Origin of the sequence: Desulfobacula phenolica (genome assembly GCF_900105645.1) — a bacterium.
Classification (GTDB): Bacteria; Desulfobacterota; Desulfobacteria; order Desulfobacterales; family Desulfobacteraceae; genus Desulfobacula; species Desulfobacula toluolica.
The window spans coordinates 14,804-34,656 of sequence record NZ_FNLL01000011.1 but is presented as its reverse complement, the minus strand read 5'-3'; the positions used below and the strand labels follow the sequence as shown (position 1 = coordinate 34,656).

The window sequence follows — 19,853 nt, the reverse complement described above, 5'->3', positions numbered from 1 at the left end:
AACCGAAATTTTTACAACATATTCTCCAGGTTCAAGTTCTGAAACACACTTTTAGCATAATCAGTCAAACATTTTGAATATTGACTCTGAAAAGCAAATATTTTATGGTTTCAGCATGAAAAAATTTATCAGGATTATTTTTGGACTTGTTTGTGTTTTGGTGTTGGGGTTTGCCGGTCTTATCGGGTATGCCACCTGGTCGGACTACAGGCCTGATCAGACAACCCGGATATTTGAAAATCAACATGCCCCTGTCGTTTCTGAACAGAAAAGCTATCGGCTTATGATCTGGAATATCGGATATGGGGGCTTGGACCGGGATATGGATTTTTTTTATGACGGAGGAAAACAGGTTCGGCCTGCCAGAAATATCGTGGCAAAGAATATATCGGCCATTGAACAATTTGTCGCCCGCCAAAAGGACATTGATTTTTTCTTATTGCAGGAAGTGGATCAACACTCCAAGCGAAGCTATTCCATGGATGAGGTTTCAATTCTGTCAACGATATTTCCCAACTACCATTCAAGTTTCGGGAAAAATTATGATGTGTTTTTTGTGCCGGTTCCTGTGTTTGATCCACTTGGTAGTGTTCTGGCCGGTTTACAGACATTATCCCGGTTTGAACCCGTATCTGTTGTCCGGCATTCTTTTCCGGGAAACTATGCATGGCCCCAGGGATTGTTCATGCTGGACAGGTGTTTTATGGTTTCACGATACAGGCTTGAGAATAAAAAAGAGCTGGTGGTGGTCAACACCCACAACTCCGCCTATGACGACGGCACCTTAAGGCAGCGTCAGATGGCCTGTCTTAAGGATTTTTTGATCCGTGAATATAAAAAAGGCAATCATGTGATCGTCGGAGGAGATTGGAACCAGTGTCCCCCTGGCTTTAAACCTGACTTTGAACGAAACCTCATGGACAATGAAAATCGTATGGACATTGAAAAAGAGTATCTGCCCGGATGGAAATGGGCCTATGATGAAAAAATGCCAACCAACAGGCGTCTTGTTGCCCCATATGATGAAAAAACAACCCTGACAACAGTGATTGATTTTTTCCTGGTATCACCCAATATTGACATCGAACAGGTCCACGGCGTTTATCTTGATTTTAAACATTCAGATCACCATCCGGTAAAACTGGAAATAAAATTAAAGGATGGCGTTTAATTCCCTTTCTTTCCGTACGGTTTATACGATTTAACAGTAACAATTTTTTTCTGCTTTTCCTTTTCCTTTGGATTTTTTTCAACAAACAAAGGCGTCATGGAAAAAGGATCCAGGCCGGTGTAATACATCAGGGTCGAATAGGTTGACGGGGCCGGCGTAAAAACCTGGACCTGTTCCGGTGTGATTTTAAGCTTTTGTGTGGTAAATTTTTTCAACTCTTTCATGTCGTTCATCCGGCATCCTGGATGGGCAGCGATCAAATAATAGGTTAAAAATTGTTTTTTTCCTGATTGTTTAGACAATGCATCAAATTGCCACTTGAATTTCAAGAGCAGATCAACCGGCTGCTTGCCCATTAAGTTCAATACATGGGGCATGGTATGTTCCGGCGCTATTTTCAATTGCCCTGAAACATTATCGTTTACGATTTTTTCAAGGTATGCACCCCCGTTTTTCTTATCGTTTAATATAATATCATAACGGATGCCCGAGCTGATAAAAACCTTTTTAATACCAGGCAGTTTTTCAACTTTTTGGATCAGGCGTATATAATTGGAGTGATCAGGAGCAAGGCTTTTGCAGGGGGATGGAAACAGACACCGCTTGTCAAGGCAGGCACCTTTTTTAAGTTTCTTTTTACATTCAAACCCGTACATGTTTGCCGTTGGGCCCCCAAGGTCTGTAATATAACCCTTAAAATCCTCAAGATGTGAGATGTCTGCGGCTTCTTTTATAATCGACTCTTCGCTTCTATACCGAACAGTCCGGCCCTGATGAACTGAAATAGCGCAAAAATTACACTCTCCATAGCACCCATAATGGGTAGGAATGGAAAATCGTATGGTATCCAGCGCTCTAACTGTTCCAGCCTTTTTATGAAAAGGATGAAGGTCCCTTTCAAATTCCAGTGAATGGATATGATCAAGTTCTTTGGTGGTACTGAAGGACTCGGGCGGGTTGAGGATCAGATAGCGGTCATTGTGCTGTTGACAAAGTCTTTGTGCTGTTATGGGGTCATTGTTTTGATAAAACATATGAAAACTTTTTATATAATCTTTCTTGTCTTTTTGTACCGCTTCAAAGGAGGGCAGTTCTTTTCCTTTTTTTTCTTTTGAAATAAAGGCAACACCATTCAAGACCTCTGGAGGTTTGTCTTCTTTTAAAGCTGTTGCAAATTTGACGATTGTGCTGTGGGCCATTCCAAACAAAAGATAGTCTGCTTTTGCATCAAACAGGATAGACCGCCGCATTTTGTTTGACCAGAAATCATAATGTGCAATGCGTCTTAAACTTGCTTCAATTCCGCCCAGAACAATTGGTCTGGTTTTTTTAAAATATTTTCTGACAAGGTTGGAATAGGCGATTACAGCCCTGTCAGGACGCCGGGTATTCATGCCTCCCGGGGTATAATCATCTTTTTTCCTTCTTTTTTTCAAAGCCGTGTAATTGGCCACCATGGAATCCACACACCCCCCGGTAATGCCCCAGAAAAGAGCGGGTTCCCCGAGTCTTGAAATATCTGTCTTGCTGTTCATGTCCGGCTGGGCAATGATTCCCACTCGAAATCCTTTGTCAACCAAGACCTTGCCGATGATGGCAACACCGATAAACGGTGAATCTATATAGGCGTCTCCTGTGACAAGAATCACATCAAGTTTGGGCCAGTTAAGCTGGTCAAGTTCTTTGGGGGTTGTGGGAAGAAACATGGTTGATGCCTGTTTTGTAGAAGTTTGTTTGTATCACATTTTTAACTGGGTGCATCATACAGGAGAAGCTCTTGGATTACAATCCCGGTAATGATCCCTGTATCCTGAAGGCATGCCTGTGAAAAACATATCGGACTTGGCTTGTTTAGCAAAAATAGTTGTTTTTTGTTGCTTTTTCAAACCTTGCTTGACAAAAAATGTTTCTGCATATAGAAACAATGTGGAATAATTTTTTATAAAACAGGTGTGTACGGATCGTACTGAACTCCCTTCATCACATGATGGAAAACTACACATTATATGGAGTCTCAAAAATGCAAAAAAAAATATTTTTAAATGAAGATGAAATTCCCCGTCAATGGTATAACATAGCCGCAGACCTTCCCGGAACAATTAATCCGCCTCTGGGTCCGGACGGCAAGCCCATCAGCCCGGAGATGCTGGCCCCGGTTTTTCCTATGAACCTTATTGAGCAGGAAGTCAGCACGGAACGATGGATTGATATCCCGGACGGTATTCTGGATATGCTGTGCAGATGGAGGCCATCTCCGCTTCACCGGGCGATTTATCTTGAAAAAGCCCTGAAAACCCCTGCAAAGATATTTTACAAAGATGAAAGTGTTTCCCCTGCCGGCAGTCACAAACCAAATACCGCAGTGGCCCAGGCCTGGTATAATAAAGAGTTCGGAATCAAACGCCTGACAACTGAAACCGGTGCAGGCCAGTGGGGTTCGGCGCTTTCCTATGCCTGTGCGCTCCTGGGACTTGAATGCAAGGTTTTTATGGTAAAGGTCAGCTTTGAGCAAAAACCGTTTAGAAAAGTTTTAATGCAGACCTGGGGCGGCAATTGTGTCGCCAGTCCGTCAAATGAAACAATTGTCGGACGTGAAATTTTAAAACAGACTCCGGATACCCCGGGAAGCCTCGGTATTGCCATCAGTGAAGCCATAGAACAGGCTGTGGGCGACGAATCAGGGCAGACCCGTTACGCCTTGGGCAGTGTCCTTAATCATGTTATGCTGCATCAGACAATTATCGGTCTTGAAGCGAAAAAACAGCTTGCAAAAGCCGGAATTAAAAAAGTGGATACGGTTATCGGATGTGCAGGTGGCGGCAGTAACTTTGCAGGTCTGGCATTTCCGTTTACCCACGATAAGATCAATGGGGCTGATATTGAAATCATTCCTGTGGAACCGGCTTCCTGCCCCACATTAACTGCAACCCCCTTTTCCTACGATCACGGGGATGTAGCCCAGATGACACCCATGCTGCCCATGCATTCACTGGGACACAAATATATTCCGGCTCCCATTCATGCCGGAGGGTTACGCTATCATGGCATGGCACCACTGGTATCCCATGCGGTTGAAGCCGGACTGATGACCCCCATGGCAATTCAGCAGCTTGAGTGTTACGAAGCTGCCATGACCTTTGCCAGAACAGAAGGGCTTCTGGTGGCACCTGAAACCAGCCATGCCATTGCAGCCACTATTAGAAAGGCCCTTGAAGCCAAAGAAACAGGTGAGGAAAAGACCATTATTTTCAATTTAAGCGGTCACGGACTCATGGATCTTAACGGATATGCCAAATATATGGCAGGCGATCTTCATAATATTTCAATGTCTGAGAAAGAAATTGAAGAATCAAGAAAAATAAGTATGGGTGGAAATCCTGTTCCTAAAATTTAGATAGTCTGTATAGCTTAAACCATCCCCTTATATCAGATCAGGATACCAGGTCAGTATTTCAGGGGATGGTTTGTCCTCCTTAAAATAAAATAGGCTGAATTCTTTGTGCCTTAATTCTTTCATCAAATTTGTCAATATTGGCTTCGTCTATATCTTTTGATATTTATATTTTAATTATCAATTGGATTCTTAAAAAGATCTGTGCAATGAAACCTACCTGTATTATTGACAGCTGTTTTTCATGTTTGTTGTGCAGATCAATCTGTCATGGGCGCTATTTAAAATGACTTATTTTTTTTTGAAAGGATGAGATAAAATGATTAAAAATTTTTTTGCCGGCCGATGGGGTATTATCAGTGTCGGCGCCTTTATCGGCATTTTTGCCGGAATTTTACAAAAAATGGGAAACCCCGGAAATATGGGAATTTGTGTGGCCTGCTTTGAAAGAGATATTGCAGGTGCCATCGGCTTTCATAGGGCAGGTGTGGTTCAATATATGCGTCCGGAAATTATCGGTTTTGTATTGGGAGCTTTGATTGCTGCCGTGAGTGTGAAAGAATTCAAGCCTCGTTGCGGATCAGCACCTCTTGTCAGGTTTGTCCTGGGTGTGTTTGCCATGATCGGGGCCCTGGTATTCCTAGGCTGTCCATGGCGGGCACTTCTTCGTCTTGCAGGCGGAGACGGCAATGCCGTTATCGGCCTGCTGGGACTTGCCGGAGGGATCTGGATCGGAACGCTTTTTTTAAAGAATGGATATAACCTCGGCAGAAGCCAGCCAACCCATAAAAGTGTGGGATTGCTCTTTCCTCTCATTATGCTGGGCCTTTTATGCCTTATGTTTCTTTATCCTCAGGTGGCAGGAGAAAATAAAAGCGGGGTATTGTTCTACAGCCTTAAAGGGCCGGGTGCCATGCATGCTCCATTGCTGGTATCCCTTGTGATAGGGCTTTTGATAGGTTATGTTGCACAAAGAAGCCGGTTTTGCACCATGGGTGCCTTTCGGGATCTGATTTTGTTCCGGCATCTTCATCTTTTAACCGGCTTGATCTCCCTTGTTATTTTTGCTTTTGCCGCAAACCTTTTTCTGGGTCAGTTCAACCCTGGATTTGAAGGACAGCCGGTTGCCCATACAATGCATGTCTGGAATTTTGCAGGAATGGTACTTGCCGGTCTTGCTTTTTCCCTGGCAGGCGGATGCCCGGGTCGTCAGCTTTTTCTTTCCGGCGAAGGTGACGGTGATGCCGCCATATTTGTGCTTGGAATGATAACGGGAGCGGCAATTGCTCATAATTTCGGTCTGGCAAGTTCGCCAAAAGGTGTTGGTTCCCATGGTATTGCTGCAGTGGCAGTTGGTATGATCGTCTGCCTGTTTATAGGATTTACAATGAGAAATAAGATAAAAGGAGTATAGCCGTGAGTATAACGATTGATGCAAAAGGATTTTCCTGTCCCCAACCGGTACTGATGTTTATGGAAGCTGCTGCTCTTGGAACTGAAAAAGAGATCATGGTTCTTGTGGATACGGATGCTTCAAAGGAGAATGTCTCAAGGGCTGCACAAAGCAAAGGGTATACAGTTAAAGATATCCAACAGCAGGGAGATGAATATCAAATAAACCTTGTAAAGGATTAGACAAAAAATAAAGAAAAACATAAAAGGCATATAGTTTGTTTAAATTTAAGCTGTTTAAAGAAAAAAAGCAGGATACCCCATCATCCCGGGCAGGCCTGGGTATTCTTGTGTTTGAGAATACAAGCGAAGTGATTCAGGCGGAAAATATTTTAAGGGGCAACAACTGGGAAATCAGAGTAATGGGTCCTCCGCCGGAGATTCAAAGCGGGTGTGATCTGGTAATTGAGTTTCCATTGATTGAGGAACTTGCCATTATGCGCTTTCTTGAAAAAGCAGGTCTTTTGCCCCTTGAGATGGTGCCTGTTACAAATCCCCTGCTTCAGCCGGTCAACCTTTTTCACACAAAGGATTTTGGCCGGTTTCTCATGATCCGGGCCGCCAATATGAAAATCACCGTGGAAAAACAGACCCGACTGATCGTCAATATTTCAGGAGGGGGATGCCCTGATGTTCCTTATCTTGCTTACAGACTGGTGGGTAAAACATTGGACCAGGCTCCTGATCCCATGAATATAGGGCATACTCTTTGCGGGTATGCCCTTGGACTTGCTTTTAAGGAGATGCAAAAAAAATGCTCGCAGTGGTAGGAACCGTTCCGGACCCGGATTTTCCCCTTACCGTGGGACGGGTGGATATGGTTGAAGACAAGCTTGTGCTTAATGGCCTTCATGTGCCGGTGAACAGGGGAACACCTGCGCTTTTAGGAGCAATGATAAACACCTTAAAAGTTGTGGGTCAAAAAGATATCACCGGTTTTATTGCCGGTGATATCGGTCTTGGGGAAGGCAGTCGCAATATTTATCAATATATAGTTGAAAATTGTTCCGGCATGGATTTGAATACCATTGTATTTCATTACCTTCAACCGGATGTGGACTGGCATAATAAAATTTTATTTGTCCTGAAAGATTTGGCGGTCAAACCAATAATGATCGCCGATGCAGGCTTTATGTATGCAGCCAAGATGAGCGGCCAGGCAGAAGAGTATGATCTTTTCACCCCGGATGTGGGAGAACTTGCCTTTCTTGCGGATGAAACCGCTCCCCATCCTTTTTATACCCGGGGATTTATTTTACATGAAGATAATAAAATTCCGGATCTTATCAGCCGTGCATACCTGCATAAAAATGCTGCAAAAAATCTACTGGTAAAAGGAAGCACAGACTTTGTTGCAGATAAAAACGGGATTGTTTCTTCCCTGAACAGTCCTGAGGCACAAGCAATGGAAGCAATGGGTGGAACGGGCGATACGCTTACCGGTATTGTTACAGCATTGATTGGAACAGGAATGAAAATCCCAAAAGCCGCAGCAATAGCTTCAACAGTCAATCGACTGGCCGGGGTTTATGCCGCCCCCACACCTGCCACCCAGGTTCTTGAAATTATACAGCACATCCCGGCAGCCCTGGAAAAAGTATTAAAGGAGTAATATGTCAGGTAAAAAAAAGCAGGTACAGAATCGAATAACTCAGCAAATGACAGTCCTGGATGTTGTGTCAACCTGCGAAAAAACCCTGCCTGTTTTTAAAGAATATGATGCGATTGCAGGAGAGTGCATCTGCTGCAAATCGCTTTTTGAATCCATTCACAGCGTTGCAAAAAAGTATGACTTTGATCTGCAAAAACTTTTAAACCGCCTTAACGCTGCCGCATCATCCAATCTGTTGTAACCCTCTTTTTTAGAAGAAAGTTTCACCCACTACCCGCTGTTCCGGTTCATTCATTGAATTTGCAAAATATGTTATTTTAACTTAATTATTTTAGATATTTACCTGAATCTTGATATAGAGACCGCAAAATGGTATAAGTCAAGACTTTATAAATTATAAACAAGTATGGAAACAATTTGCAAAAAAAGGAAAAGTTTACATTCAAATGCCAGTCCTGTGGCGGGCAGACCCCGAAATGGATGGGTAAATGTCCGGATTGCGGTGCCTGGGATACTTTGGTGGAAGAACGAATCGGTGCTGGTGTCTTAAAAAAGAGAAAATCCTCTTTTTTATCAGAACCTGTCTTGATTGATTCTGTGGAAGTCAAAGAAACCGAAAGGCTCGAAACCGGTGTGGCGGAATTTGACCGGGTACTGGGAGGCGGCATTGTAGACGGCTCATTGATCTTGATTGGCGGAGACCCTGGAATCGGAAAATCCACCTTAATGCTTCAGATATTGTCAATATTATCCAATGCCGGTAAAAAATGCCTTTATGTGTCAGGAGAAGAATCTGTTCAACAGATTTCCATGAGGGGTAGAAGGCTTGATTCCCATGGTTCTTCTTTGTTTGTGGTGTCTGAAACCGATTTGGAATCCATTTTGGCCATGGTGGAATTGTCAAAATACGATGCCATGGTAATTGATTCCATTCAGACGGTCTTTCATCCGGATGTCTCATCAACGCCGGGCAGTGTGACACAGATCCGGGAAGCTGCCATGCAGTTTATGAAGCTTGCAAAATCAACCGGCCTTCCCATTTTTCTGGTGGGCCATGTGACCAAAGTGGGTGCCATTGCAGGGCCAAGGATCATGGAGCATATGGTGGACACTGTCCTTTATTTTGAAGGGGACAAAAGTCATGTGTTCAGAATTTTAAGAGCTGTTAAAAACAGGTTTGGTCCCACAAATGAGATCGGTGTGTTTGAAATGAATGAAAAAGGCCTTGCCCAGGTTCCAAATCCATCCGCAGTCTTTTTGGCTGAACGTTCCGCAGTTGCACCGGGGTCTGTGGTAACCTCCTGCATGGAAGGAACGCGGCCCATTCTGGTTGAAATTCAGGGTCTTGTGGCCAGTTCGAGCCTGGGAACCCCAAGGCGAACGATTTTGGGCCTGGATACTCACAGGGTGGCCTTGATTGTTGCCGTGATGGAAAAAAGGCTTGGAATGAATCTTTCCGGCCTTGATATTTTTATGAATGTCACAGGCGGGGTAAAAATAGTTGAACCATCGGCAGATCTTGCCATTGCAGCAGCCCTGGCATCAAGTTTTCTGGATAAACCAGTGGACAAGAAGACAACGCTAATAGGGGAAATCGGATTAACAGGGGAAATCCGGGCTGTGGGGCATGTTCAGGCAAGAGTAAAGGAAGCTGCAAAAATGGGATTTACAAGGTGCCTTATCCCTGCCAATACGATCAAGCAGGTATCAGGAATAGACACAATGACATTTGAAAGTGTCAGCTTTCTAAAAAGTGCCATGGAGGTATTGTTTTAATGGCAGCCAAAAAAAAGAAACAAGCCAGCAACAAATCAGTCAAAAACCAATCAGGCAAAAACAAGTCAAGCAAAAACCAATGGGCAGATCATCTGACCCATCGGGCAAAAGCTGAAAATTATCCGGCACGATCCATATACAAACTTGAAGAAATTCAGAATAAATTCAAGGTCATAAAAAAAAATGACCAAGTGCTTGATCTTGGGTGTGCGCCCGGATCATGGTTGTTGTATGCCGCAAAACAGGTGGGAAACAAAGGTCTGGTGAAAGGTATTGATTTAAAACCAATCGAGATTAAACTGCCCGATAATGTAGTGGCGATTAAAGATAATATCTTAAATCAGGATAATGCCGCTTTTTTAGATAAAAACAGAGGATTCGATGTAATACTCAGTGATATGGCACCGGCAACAACCGGAAGAAAGGATGTGGATGCATTAAGATCTTTTGAACTTTGTGATATGGCTCTGACCATAGCAAAGAATTTTTTGGTTCAAAACGGCAATTTTGTCTGCAAGATATTTCAGGGAAATGACTTTAATGCCTTTCAAAAAAGTGTTAAATCAAAATTTAAAGAATGCAAAATATTTAAACCGGATAGCTGCAGAAAACAGAGTAAAGAAATATATATTATAGCAAAAGGTAAGAAGTAAGGAGGATATAAAAGATGTCAGGACATAGCAAATGGTCGACCATAAAGCATAAAAAAGGCGCTACAGATGCCAAAAGGGGTAAACTTTTTACCAAATTGATAAAAGAAATTACAGTTGCTGCAAGGATGGGCGGGGGTGATCCTGAAGCAAATCCCAGATTAAGGCATGCGTTGAGTGTAGCCAGATCCCAGAATATGCCCAAGGATACGTCTGAAAGAGCGGTTAAAAAAGGAACCGGCGAGCTTGAGGGTGTTAACTATGAAGAAATCGTATATGAAGGATATGGCCCCGGCGGGGTTGCTGTTCTGGTCGAATGTTTAACAGATAATAAAAACAGAACCATTGCAGAGGTCCGCCATGCATTTGGTAAAGCCGGCGGGAATGTGGGAACAGATGGTTGTGTTGCCTGGATGTTTGATAAAAAAGGAGTGTTGACTGTCAGCAAAGAGGATTCCGATGAAGAGACGCTGATGGAAGTGGCTCTTGAAGCCGGAGCTGAAGACATCAGAGAAGAGACTAATTCCTTTGATATCATTACGGAACCTGCAGACTTTGATGCAGTCAAAGAAGCTGTTGATGCAGCAGGAATCAAGTATGAAATGGCTGAAATCACCATGCTTCCTCAGAATATGACAAAGGTGGATGGCAAAGAGGCCGAACAGATGATCAAATTCATGGATGTTTTAGATGACTGCGATGATGTTCAAAAATTTTATACTAATGCAGATATACCGGATGAAGTATTTGATTCAATGTGATCGTTGATCAACATTTTAACCATAAAAAAAAGCAGGAGCCTTGATTTATTTTAAGGCTACTGCTTTTATTGGATTTAAGTGTTTTATAACCTTATGGTTTACAGATTGATCATTTTTTGAACCGACCCTAAAGCCGCTTTTCTGATATCTTCCGGAACCGTTATTTTTCCGGTTAAATTTTCCAGACTGTCAGCCAAATTATTAAGCGTAATTTTTTTCATATCCTTACAATACATTTTTTCAGATGCAGGATAGAATTTTTTATTAGGATAGGCTTTTGAGATTGGGTAGAGCAACCCTGTTTCCGTTCCGAGAATAAAAGAATTCCGGTCAGACTCTCCGGCAAATTTTATCATTCCAGAGGTGGACTGGATGCTGTCGGCAAGAGCAAGAACTTCAGGCGGACATTCCGGGTGGGCAATAAAAAGCGCTTCAGGATGCTCTTTTCTTGCCTGATGGACATCCTGTGCAGACAAGGTGTTGTGAAAGGGGCAATATCCATCCCACAGATGAATTTTCTTGGTCGTGTTTGCAGCTGCATATTTAGCAAGGTTCCGATCCGGTGTCATCAGGATTTGATCGGCACCAATGCTGTTGACAACCTTTATAACATTTGCAGATGTACAGCAGATGTCGGAAACTGCTTTGACGGCAGCAGAAGAATTTACATAAGTGACAACGGGAATATTTCCCAGTTCCTTTTTTCTGGCGGTTAACGCAATAGGCTCAACCATATCTGCCATGGGACAGCCTGCGTCAGTATTGGGCAGCAATACGGTTTTTTCGGGAGACAGAATAAAGGCTGTTTCCGCCATAAAATGGACACCGCAGAAAACAATTACGTCGGCTTTGGTTTTCGAGGCTTTGATACTCAATTCAAGAGAATCCCCACACAGATCCGCAATATCCTGAATCTCAGGGGGTTGATAATTGTGGGCAAGGATGATGGCATTTTTTTCTTTGGCAAGTTGTCTGATTCTATCTTTCATTGTGTAACCTTAAAATAATTATTAGTCCATTTTTATTATATCCGACCTTTCAGGCGGGTTAAATTCAAATATGGCCGGGTCAATCTCTTTAAATTGAATATCACTGAATTCAAACAAGGTGGTGGTATCATCGTAAGTATTATAGCTAAAAACCCTTTCAATTTCACTGTTTTTTTGTGATATTCGAATCACAATTGAAGAAAAATTATGAGTTTCTTGTTTTGAAATCAGCTTGATTTCCACATACTCTGCTGTGACTGCTTTTATACTGATAATATAATTTTTTCTGACAAGGGAAATATCTGATAAAAAATCTCCTCCTGAGCCTGGTTTGAAAAACGAAGCTGTATCTGATTGCATAACCTGATTCAGTTCCGGCCGGTAAATCCAAAGAGAGCTGCCGTTAGTAATAATTTCATGGCGCTCAGGTTCCAGATATTCCCATCTCATTTTTCCTGGATGGCTAAAAGATGCTTTTCCTGATGCTTTTTGAGTATTGTCAATGGCTACAAGCGTTACACTCTGTGTAAACGATGCTTCAAAGCTTTTGCCGGTATATTTTTTTTCAATGGCGTCTAAAATATTTTCTTTAACCTTATCCGTGCTGGTGTTTGCAGCGGATGCACATACGGTTGAAAAAACAACAGACCAGATCAGGATAAAAGGAAGAATAATCCTGCATATCATTCCGCAGAATAAAACGTTCACTTTATCTCCTTTATAAGGACTATCGAAGAAGTTTTCGAATATCTTTTCGTTTATCTTCAGCATATATTCTTCTCAGTTTTGGTTTTTCGATTTTTCCGGTGGGATTTCGCGGAACATCTCCAAAAAAAATCTTTCTCAAGTGTTTATATCGGGGCAATTCTTGTTGAAATTCGATAATATCACTTTCACAAAGTATGCACCCGGGCTTAACACTGATGATCCCGGCTGGAATTTCTCCCAAACGCTCGTCCGGGATACCGATGACGGCAATATCTTTTATTTTTTTATTTTTAAGGAAAAAATTTTCAATTTCAACAGGGAAAATATTTTCTCCGCCGTAGATAATCATGTCTTTTTTCCGGTCCACAAGCCATATAAACCCGTTTATATCATATCGTGCAATATCGCCGGTGTGAAGCCAGCCGTCTTTGATGGTCTCTGCTGTGGCCTGGGGGTTCTTATAGTATTCTTTCATCACACCCGGGCCTTTGACAATAAGTTCGCCTGATTCATTGCCGAAAAGCAGGTTTCCCTGTTTATCTACAATTTTTGCTTCCCAGTCAAATCCAGGTGATCCAATAGGCCCTATTTTATCGGCATTGTCAATTCCTAAATGAACACACCCCGGACCTGTTGATTCGGTAAGTCCGTAGTTGGTATCATAATCTTGTCCTGGAAAATATTTTTTCCAGTTTTCAATCAGGCTTGGCGGAACCGGCTGGGCACCGGCATGCATCAAACGCCATTGGGAAAGTCTGTGTTTTGAAAGATCAATTTCTTTATTTTCAATGGCAATCAGAATATCATGGGCCCAAGGAACCAAAAGCCAGACAATGGTACACTGCTCTTGGGAGATGGTCTCAATAATCCATTGGGGACTTACTCCTTTAAGAATAATACCTTTACCTCCCACAAGAAAACTGCCCATCCAGTGCATTTTGGCACCTGTATGATACAGGGGCGGAATACAAAGGAAAATGTCTTCATGGGTCTGATTATGATGGGCATGTTCAACATGGCAGGCATGCTCAAGATTTCTATGGGTTAAAAGAACGGCTTTGGGGTTACCTGTTGTGCCACTTGTAAAATATAAGGCAGCAGCATCCTCGACATCAAGGTCAACATCAGGGGGGGCGTCTGATGATTGTGTCTCTATAAACGTATCATATTGAACTGCCCAGTCAGGGCATAAGTTAGCAGGCCCAGTAAAAATCCAGAGCTGAACATATTTTTCCAGTTCATCTCGGATTGCTTCAATTCTTTCAATGAATTCTTCACCGAATATGAAAACTTTTGCTTCAGCCGTATTGGTGCAAAGAAGAATTTTGTCGGATTCAAACCTGAAGTTTAACGGGACTGCCCAAGCACCCGTATAAAGTATGCCAAAATAAATGGGAAGCCATTCAAGGCAATTGGTCATCAATTGTACAATTTTGTCCCCTTTTTGGATACCCCGGTTTTCAAAGGCGTTTGCAAGCCGGTTTGATTTCCTGTAAAATTCTTCCCAGGTAATGGTTTTCCGGGAATTCAAAGAAGGTATACATTCTACGAGTGCGGTCTCGCATTTATACATCAATGCGTTTCTTGTTAAAATTTCAGTTATAATCATTTCAAAACAACAGCCCCTCATTCTATATAAAAAAAATCCTGCCGTGAAACTATAAAACACGGCAGGACTATATTCAACAGGTTTTATATTTTTTACTTTACTTGTCTTTTTTAACCTCTTCGAAATCCGCATCAACAACATCGTCATCTTCCTGAGGAGAGGCTCCGGCATCCGTACCTTGACCGCCTTGTCCATCCTTGGCTGCCTGCTGGTACATGACTTCTGCAAGCTTATGAGATGCCTGTGACAAGGCTTCAATTTTCTGTTTGATGTCATCAAGATTGCTTGAATCTTTGGTCTGTTTCAATGCTTCAACAGCAGATTCAATATTTTTACGGGTCTCTTCATCAACCTTGTCTCCATGCTCTTTCAAAGTCTTCTCAGTCTGGTCAACAAGTGCTTCTGCATTATTTTTGGTATCAACCAGTTCTCTTTTTTGCTTGTCGTCTTCGGCATGCAGTTCCGCATCCTTGACCATTTTGTTGATTTCGTCTTCTGAAAGGCCACTGGCCGCCGTGATACGAATGGACTGTTCTTTGCCGGTTGCCTTGTCTTTTGCCGCTACATGAACAATCCCATTGGCGTCAATATCAAATGAAACCTCAATCTGGGGAACTCCTCTTGGTGCAGGTGGAATATCAGACAGTTCAAATTGTCCAAGCGTCTTATTGTCTGCAGACATTTGTCTTTCACCCTGGAGAACATGAATGGAAACAGCCGGCTGATTGTCAGCAGCGGTTGAAAATACCTGGCTCTTTTTGGTCGGAATGGTTGTGTTTTTATCGATAAGTTTAGTCATAACACCGCCCAAGGTTTCAATACCCAGTGATAACGGTGTAACATCAAGCAGAAGAACGTCGTTTACATCCCCTTGGAGAACACCCGCCTGCACTGCCGCACCCATGGCAACGACTTCGTCAGGATTTACACCCTTGTGGGGTTTTTGTCCAAAAATTTTCTCAACCCGTTCCTGCACTGCCGGCATACGAGTCATACCACCGACCAGAACCACTTCGTCAACGCCACCTGATCCCAGGTTGGCTTCTTTTAAAGCAACCCGGCAAGGTTTTTCAAGTTTATCCAAAAGATCGGCTACCAGGGATTCAAGTTTTGCCCTGCTCAGTTTTACGTCAAGATGTTTCGGCCCTGAAGCGTCTGCCGTGATAAACGGCAGGTTGATGCTGGTCTCAGTGGATGTTGACAATTCCATCTTTGCTTTTTCAGCTGCTTCTTTAAGGCGCTGAAGCGCCATTTTATCCGTCCTGAGATTGATTCCCTGCTCTTTTTTAAATTCATCGGCAATATAATCAATGATTCTCAGGTCAAAATCTTCCCCGCCTAAATGGGTATCCCCGGATGTTGATTTTACTTCAAACACTCCGTCACCGATCTCTAAGACTGAAACATCAAATGTACCGCCGCCCAAATCAAATACGGCAATTTTTTCTTCGCCTTTTTTGTCCAGACCATAAGCTAATGAGGCGGCTGTTGGTTCATTAATAATTCTCTTTACTTCAAGCCCGGCGATTTTTCCTGCGTCTTTTGTAGCCTGCCTCTGGCTGTCATTAAAATAAGCGGGTACGGTGATAACCGCTTCTGTGACCGCTTCTCCCAAATAGTCTTCAGCCGTCTTTTTAATATTGGCCAATATAAAGGATGAGATTTCAGCAGGACTGTGTTGTTTTCCTCTTAAATTGATTCGGGTGTCGCCATTGGAGGCGGCTTCAATTTTATAAGGAAGATTCGGGATGTCCATTTGAATTTCGTTTGAATTGAATTTTCTTCCAATCAATCTTTTTACACCAAATACCGTGTTTTCAGGGTTGGTGACCGCCTGTCTCTTTGCTGCCTGACCAACAATTCGTTCACCGCTTTCAGACACCGCAACAATAGACGGTGTTGTTCTTCCACCTTCTGCATTTGTGATGATTTTTGCTTCACCGCCCGCTTCCATAACGGCTACGCAGGAATTGGTTGTTCCTAAATCTATTCCGATTATTTTACCCATAACATACCCTCCGAGATATCTTTAATTTTCTTTTGTTTTTTCTTTTGTTTTTTCAATTTTTTTTGAGACAACAACCATAGCAGGCCTGATTAACCTGTCGTGAAGAAGATACCCTTTTTGAAGTACCGTTATAACAGTGTTTTCAGGAACTTCATCTGTACCTTCCTGATTGACGGCCTGGTGAAAATTGGGATCAAACGGTTTGTTTTCAGCCTCTACCGGTTTAACATTAAAGGTTTCAAACAATTTGATAATATCCTTGTATGTCAGTTTGACTCCTTCGAGCAAGCCGTCATCTTCTGAAACTTCTTCTGCTGAAAGAATTGCTCTTTCAAGGTTATCCACAACAGTTAAAAATTGTCTAAAGACCGTTTCGTTGGCAAATTTTTTAAATTCATCTGATTCCCGCTGTTTTCTTTTTTTATAATTCTCAAATTCAGCAGAAAGCCTCAACACACGCTCCTTTTCAAATAAAAGCTGTTCTTTGAGTTCATTGATACCTTCCTTTTCAGATGTATCTTTTTTTGCTGGTTTATCGGAATCGTCTTTGGTCTTAGCTTTTTCAGCCTCGTTTTTGGGAGAATCCTCATTTTTGGTTTCTTTTATTTTTTTTTTTTCGTTTGCCAATTTTTTCTCCTGCTCCAAATATTCCTTATCATAAAGATTGCTTTACTAAAAAATTATCTATTAAATTATGGCAGAAAAATAAGTCTGTTTAAAAACATGTCAAGATATAAAAAAAATGGGGTTTAAAAGAAAGGATCCGGCTGGCAGAAGGGTTAAAGGAAAATTGCGTGACCGGGATCGATCCACGACACAGAAGAGATCACTTATCGCTGCTTCCTTCCGGACCTGACGAGGTTCATGGCCTTCTGTTACGAGGCGACCGATCAGAATTATCCAAACCCGGCCTGCACAGCCGGACGCTTATATATAGTTGCTTTTGATTTTTTTTTCAAGCCTAATTCTTCGTGCCATATTCTTTGAGCCAGATTGTAAGAATTAAAAATATCAATTGAACAACTGTTTTTTTTGGTATATTACTTGCTGCTCAATTATTGATATTGATTAAAGGACATTTGGGAAATTTAATTCTTTACCAAAGGAGAATAATATGATCAAAATAGAAAAATGAGGATAATCAATTCCGATTTTTTTTTTATGATCATTATAAAATGATAATATTGAATAGCTGTTTCACAGCCAAAGGAACAGATTTGTCCAGAGGAAATAAGATGAAATCAAGATTTTTTTTGTATGCATTGTTAATTTTGTGTTTTGAAATTTCAGCTTGCCGGAATGAAAAAGAAGAAAACAATTATTCAAATGTTTCAGATCTAATTTCAGAAAGAAACAAAGCGCGTTATGAAATGAGTAAAACTCCATCTGAAATGAGCCGCAGCCCCAAAAAAGCAACATCATCGAATACCAATACTTTAAAAAACAAATCAGACTCAAAAAAAGAAGAGTTTTTGTCAATTATTCTTTATGAAGAGGGCGTAGAAATCGTTAGTTCTGAATCGCAGCGGACCTTGGCAAAAGGTATAGCATATATTAATAAAAAAGGACAAATTGTAAAAATTAAGCTTTTAAAAGAATAAAAAAAATTGCAATCAAATAAAATGAACAAAAAAAACCAAATTCAAAATATTACCTTGATAGGCCTTGTGGCAAATATAATACTCTCCGTCATCAAGTTTTTAATTGGTTTTCTGGGTAACAGCCAGGCAGTTGTTGCAGATGCCCTGCACAGCTTTTCAGACACATCATCTGACCTGGTCATTTTGTTCGGTGTAAAATACTGGACTGCACCGCCGGATGATGACCATCCCTATGGGCATCAGAAAATAGAATCTTTTATTACCATTATTATTGGATTTATCCTTATTTTGGTTGCCTGTACAATTGGATATAATGGTATAGTATCTTTATTGGAAAGGAAGCAGGCTCAATTGAACTGGATCGTCACTATTGGTCCGTTGATTTCCATTTTTGTGAAAGAAATACTTTTCAAGGTGACATATAAAGTTGGCATTAAAATCAATTCATCTTCTCTTAAAGCCAATGCCTGGCATCATAGAAGCGATGCGTTTTCCTCCATCCCCGTCCTTATAGCGATTTTGGCTTCTTTAATAGATCCAAGATTGGGTTTTCTAGACCAGATCGGTGCAATAATTGTATCAGCTTTTATTGTTAAAGTAGGCCTTGAGATTTTTTTCACCAATATTAATGATCTTTTGGACACAGGTATTTCAAAGCAAAAAGTTATTGAACTGGAAAAAACCATAAAAACCATACGCAATGTTAAAGGCGTCCATAAATTGAGAACCCGCAAGCTTGCCAATTATATTTATATTGATCTTCACCTGGAAGTTGACGGACACTTGTCTGTTATCCAGGGCCATGATATATCTGAAGAGGTAAAACAGGCCCTTATTCAAAAAAATCCCAAAATTATTGATGTAATGGTTCACCTGGAACCTGAAAGAAATTTATCTGAACCGGAATAAATTCATATATCCTGGAATAAAAAAAATCTTTATTCCCTATGGGGGGTCGATTCCCTTGTCCTTGAGTTCCGGGGCAAGAAGTCGTACCTGTTCACTGAATCTGTTCATTGGGCTTATCCAAATGGTTGAGGTAATATGAATTTGCAAAAGAGTCCTTCGCTAACGTGAATAGCTTAGAATTTGTCCTTTGAATGGTCGGACCAGATAGTTCGTATCGACCGGTTTGCTTTGCGTATGAGAATACCCAAGGTTCACCATTTTTTTGCTGAAACGCGCATGTTTGCCGCGTCCAGGGTCAACAATTATCACTTCACAATGCTGATTTGCATGATGATCAATAAAACCGGACAACAGCTCGGCATGATCTGGTTCATACAACAAATCACTTCCAATGATAAGATCAAATGTACCTAAATTAATATTGCTGTCACACCATCCCATACGAATGAACGGTATTTTTTTACCCTTGTTGAGCTTAACGTTTTCCATCAGAAACGGTTCAGCTTCCGGATGATAGTCTGTAGAGGTAATATCTGCGAGGCGATGGTTGAGTACCAAGCTGGCCAACCCAATACCACAGCCGACTTCTAAAATTTGTTTCCCATCAACTTCATAATCAATCATGTGATGTGCAAGCACCTTTCCAGAAGGCCAGATAACCCCAAATAACGGCCATGTGGCCGATGATATGCCCAATTTTTCAGCAACACCATTAACATCAAGATATTGGAGTGTGTCTCGTAACGTACGAACATGAATATCGACATCTTTAAACTCAATAGTTTGATAACGGATACGAAGTGAAGACATATCTCTCCTGATTAAAGCATTTTTTTAGATGAAAGTTTTTAAAAATCCAAACAGCGACTTTCAAACTTTGTTGTGGCAGCTTGATTTGCCAGGGCCGCTATTTAAAAAAAAATTAAAACCTTACAGCATCAACGAAACCTGGTTATCGAATTGCCTTGAAAAACGTCTTCTGATTCCCTTAACATTCAATGCTTGGACAAAAACAAGGGTAGCGAAGATAAATTAAAAAAAAATGATTCCAACAAGGAATGCCTCTTTGCTTGAATACAATCACGCATCATACACTATTGATAATGATTTGCAATCAAATAAAAAGACACTATTGATCTGTGGCCAATAAAAAACAATAATAGAACTTGACTTTTTTTAATATTCCTATATGATGATAAATATTGCGTCAATGTAT

19 protein-coding genes and 1 other RNA gene are annotated in these 19,853 nt (G+C 41.5%); 12 read left to right on the top strand and 8 right to left on the bottom strand.

Going from position 1 to position 19,853, the window contains the following annotated elements:
* Positions 1 to 115 precede the first annotated feature (115 nt).
* Positions 116 to 1,171 carry an endonuclease/exonuclease/phosphatase family protein gene (locus BLT94_RS16860; protein ID WP_092236670.1) on the top strand — a complete coding sequence of 352 codons (1,056 nt, stop codon included), beginning with the start codon at positions 116 to 118 and terminating at the stop codon, positions 1,169 to 1,171.
* Here the strand turns inward: BLT94_RS16860 and BLT94_RS16855 are convergent.
* Positions 1,168 to 2,877: a YgiQ family radical SAM protein gene (locus tag BLT94_RS16855; RefSeq protein WP_092236668.1), complete on the bottom strand. Its 1,710-nt coding sequence runs from the start codon at positions 2,875 to 2,877 to the stop codon at positions 1,168 to 1,170. The genes BLT94_RS16860 and BLT94_RS16855 overlap by 4 nt on opposite strands.
* Positions 2,878 to 3,191: 314 nt before the next feature.
* On the opposite strand from BLT94_RS16855, the gene BLT94_RS16850 reads away from it, so the two are divergent.
* The 9 genes from BLT94_RS16850 (at position 3,192) to BLT94_RS16810 (ending at position 10,813) form a co-directional block, all read left to right on the top strand.
* Complete coding sequence (locus BLT94_RS16850; RefSeq protein WP_014955863.1) at positions 3,192 to 4,565, top strand: TrpB-like pyridoxal phosphate-dependent enzyme; 1,374 nt, start codon at positions 3,192 to 3,194, stop codon at positions 4,563 to 4,565.
* Between the two features lie 316 nt (positions 4,566 to 4,881).
* On the top strand, positions 4,882 to 5,976 hold the full coding sequence (gene yedE / locus BLT94_RS16845; RefSeq protein ID WP_092236666.1) for a YedE family putative selenium transporter: 1,095 nt from the start codon (positions 4,882 to 4,884) through the stop codon (positions 5,974 to 5,976).
* 2 nt (positions 5,977 to 5,978) lie between these two features.
* On the top strand, positions 5,979 to 6,197 hold the full coding sequence (locus BLT94_RS16840; RefSeq protein WP_092236665.1) for a sulfurtransferase TusA family protein: 219 nt from the start codon (positions 5,979 to 5,981) through the stop codon (positions 6,195 to 6,197).
* A 35-nt stretch (positions 6,198 to 6,232) separates the two neighbouring features.
* Positions 6,233 to 6,784: a DUF3343 domain-containing protein gene (locus BLT94_RS16835; protein ID WP_092236663.1), complete on the top strand. Its 552-nt coding sequence runs from the start codon at positions 6,233 to 6,235 to the stop codon at positions 6,782 to 6,784.
* Complete coding sequence (locus BLT94_RS16830) at positions 6,769 to 7,626, top strand: NAD(P)H-hydrate dehydratase (protein ID WP_175530391.1); 858 nt, start codon at positions 6,769 to 6,771, stop codon at positions 7,624 to 7,626. The genes BLT94_RS16835 and BLT94_RS16830 overlap by 16 nt, the downstream gene beginning before the upstream one ends.
* A gap of 1 nt (position 7,627) precedes the next feature.
* Positions 7,628 to 7,867, top strand: a complete 240-nt coding sequence (locus BLT94_RS16825) for a hypothetical protein (RefSeq protein WP_092236660.1) — start codon at positions 7,628 to 7,630, stop codon at positions 7,865 to 7,867.
* A gap of 176 nt (positions 7,868 to 8,043) precedes the next feature.
* Positions 8,044 to 9,402, top strand: a complete 1,359-nt coding sequence (gene radA / locus BLT94_RS16820; protein WP_014955869.1) for a DNA repair protein RadA — start codon at positions 8,044 to 8,046, stop codon at positions 9,400 to 9,402.
* Entirely contained in the window at positions 9,402 to 10,055 is a 654-nt protein-coding gene (locus BLT94_RS16815; protein WP_092236658.1) for an RlmE family RNA methyltransferase, read from the top strand. Before radA ends, BLT94_RS16815 begins: the two co-directional genes overlap by 1 nt.
* Before the next feature lie 14 nt (positions 10,056 to 10,069).
* Positions 10,070 to 10,813 (top strand): YebC/PmpR family DNA-binding transcriptional regulator, encoded by a 744-nt coding sequence (locus tag BLT94_RS16810; RefSeq protein ID WP_092236657.1) that lies wholly within the window; start codon positions 10,070 to 10,072, stop codon positions 10,811 to 10,813.
* Between the two features lie 98 nt (positions 10,814 to 10,911).
* Here the strand turns inward: BLT94_RS16810 and nadA are convergent, their stop codons facing one another.
* The 6 genes from nadA to ffs form a co-directional block, all read right to left on the bottom strand.
* The gene (gene nadA / locus BLT94_RS16805) at positions 10,912 to 11,802 is read right to left on the bottom strand and encodes a quinolinate synthase NadA (protein WP_092236656.1); all 891 of its coding nucleotides are present in this window, start codon (positions 11,800 to 11,802) and stop codon (positions 10,912 to 10,914) included.
* Between the two features lie 21 nt (positions 11,803 to 11,823).
* A complete protein-coding gene (gene lolA, locus BLT94_RS16800; protein WP_175530390.1) occupies positions 11,824 to 12,510 on the bottom strand; it encodes an outer membrane lipoprotein chaperone LolA in 687 nt (228 codons plus the stop codon).
* A 19-nt stretch (positions 12,511 to 12,529) separates the two neighbouring features.
* Entirely contained in the window at positions 12,530 to 14,119 is a 1,590-nt protein-coding gene (locus BLT94_RS16795; protein ID WP_092236929.1) for a class I adenylate-forming enzyme family protein, read from the bottom strand.
* Between the two features lie 97 nt (positions 14,120 to 14,216).
* Positions 14,217 to 16,127 (bottom strand): molecular chaperone DnaK, encoded by a 1,911-nt coding sequence (gene dnaK / locus BLT94_RS16790; protein WP_092236651.1) that lies wholly within the window; start codon positions 16,125 to 16,127, stop codon positions 14,217 to 14,219.
* A gap of 21 nt (positions 16,128 to 16,148) precedes the next feature.
* Entirely contained in the window at positions 16,149 to 16,754 is a 606-nt protein-coding gene (grpE, locus tag BLT94_RS16785) for a nucleotide exchange factor GrpE (RefSeq protein ID WP_092236649.1), read from the bottom strand.
* Between the two features lie 168 nt (positions 16,755 to 16,922).
* Positions 16,923 to 17,019, bottom strand: an RNA gene (gene ffs, locus BLT94_RS16780) — signal recognition particle sRNA small type.
* Between the two features lie 343 nt (positions 17,020 to 17,362).
* Between ffs and BLT94_RS16775 the strand changes: the two genes are divergently transcribed.
* Both BLT94_RS16775 and BLT94_RS16770 read left to right on the top strand, forming a co-directional pair.
* Positions 17,363 to 17,728: a hypothetical protein gene (locus tag BLT94_RS16775; RefSeq protein WP_092236641.1), complete on the top strand. Its 366-nt coding sequence runs from the start codon at positions 17,363 to 17,365 to the stop codon at positions 17,726 to 17,728.
* 21 nt (positions 17,729 to 17,749) lie between these two features.
* Positions 17,750 to 18,637: a cation diffusion facilitator family transporter gene (locus tag BLT94_RS16770; RefSeq protein WP_092236927.1), complete on the top strand. Its 888-nt coding sequence runs from the start codon at positions 17,750 to 17,752 to the stop codon at positions 18,635 to 18,637.
* Between the two features lie 159 nt (positions 18,638 to 18,796).
* Here BLT94_RS16770 and BLT94_RS16765 read toward each other — a convergent pair whose 3' ends face one another.
* On the bottom strand, positions 18,797 to 19,447 hold the full coding sequence (locus BLT94_RS16765; protein ID WP_092236638.1) for a class I SAM-dependent methyltransferase: 651 nt from the start codon (positions 19,445 to 19,447) through the stop codon (positions 18,797 to 18,799).
* Positions 19,448 to 19,853 lie beyond the last annotated feature (406 nt).

Bases quoted from the DNA above. Each gene is read 5' to 3' on its own strand.
- BLT94_RS16860 (WP_092236670.1), top strand. From the start codon at position 116: ATGAAAAAATTTATCAGGATTATTTTTGGACTTGTTTGTGTTTTGGTG.
- BLT94_RS16855 (WP_092236668.1), bottom strand. From the start codon at position 2,877: ATGTTTCTTCCCACAACCCCCAAAGAACTTGACCAGCTTAACTGGCCC.
- BLT94_RS16850 (WP_014955863.1), top strand. From the start codon at position 3,192: ATGCAAAAAAAAATATTTTTAAATGAAGATGAAATTCCCCGTCAATGG.
- yedE (WP_092236666.1), top strand. From the start codon at position 4,882: ATGATTAAAAATTTTTTTGCCGGCCGATGGGGTATTATCAGTGTCGGC.
- BLT94_RS16830 (WP_175530391.1), top strand. From the start codon at position 6,769: ATGCTCGCAGTGGTAGGAACCGTTCCGGACCCGGATTTTCCCCTTACC.
- BLT94_RS16825 (WP_092236660.1), top strand. From the start codon at position 7,628: ATGTCAGGTAAAAAAAAGCAGGTACAGAATCGAATAACTCAGCAAATG.
- BLT94_RS16815 (WP_092236658.1), top strand. From the start codon at position 9,402: ATGGCAGCCAAAAAAAAGAAACAAGCCAGCAACAAATCAGTCAAAAAC.
- BLT94_RS16810 (WP_092236657.1), top strand. From the start codon at position 10,070: ATGTCAGGACATAGCAAATGGTCGACCATAAAGCATAAAAAAGGCGCT.
- nadA (WP_092236656.1), bottom strand. From the start codon at position 11,802: ATGAAAGATAGAATCAGACAACTTGCCAAAGAAAAAAATGCCATCATC.
- BLT94_RS16795 (WP_092236929.1), bottom strand. From the start codon at position 14,119: ATGATTATAACTGAAATTTTAACAAGAAACGCATTGATGTATAAATGC.
- dnaK (WP_092236651.1), bottom strand. From the start codon at position 16,127: ATGGGTAAAATAATCGGAATAGATTTAGGAACAACCAATTCCTGCGTA.
- BLT94_RS16775 (WP_092236641.1), top strand. From the start codon at position 17,363: ATGAAATCAAGATTTTTTTTGTATGCATTGTTAATTTTGTGTTTTGAA.
- BLT94_RS16770 (WP_092236927.1), top strand. From the start codon at position 17,750: ATGAACAAAAAAAACCAAATTCAAAATATTACCTTGATAGGCCTTGTG.
- BLT94_RS16765 (WP_092236638.1), bottom strand. From the start codon at position 19,447: ATGTCTTCACTTCGTATCCGTTATCAAACTATTGAGTTTAAAGATGTC.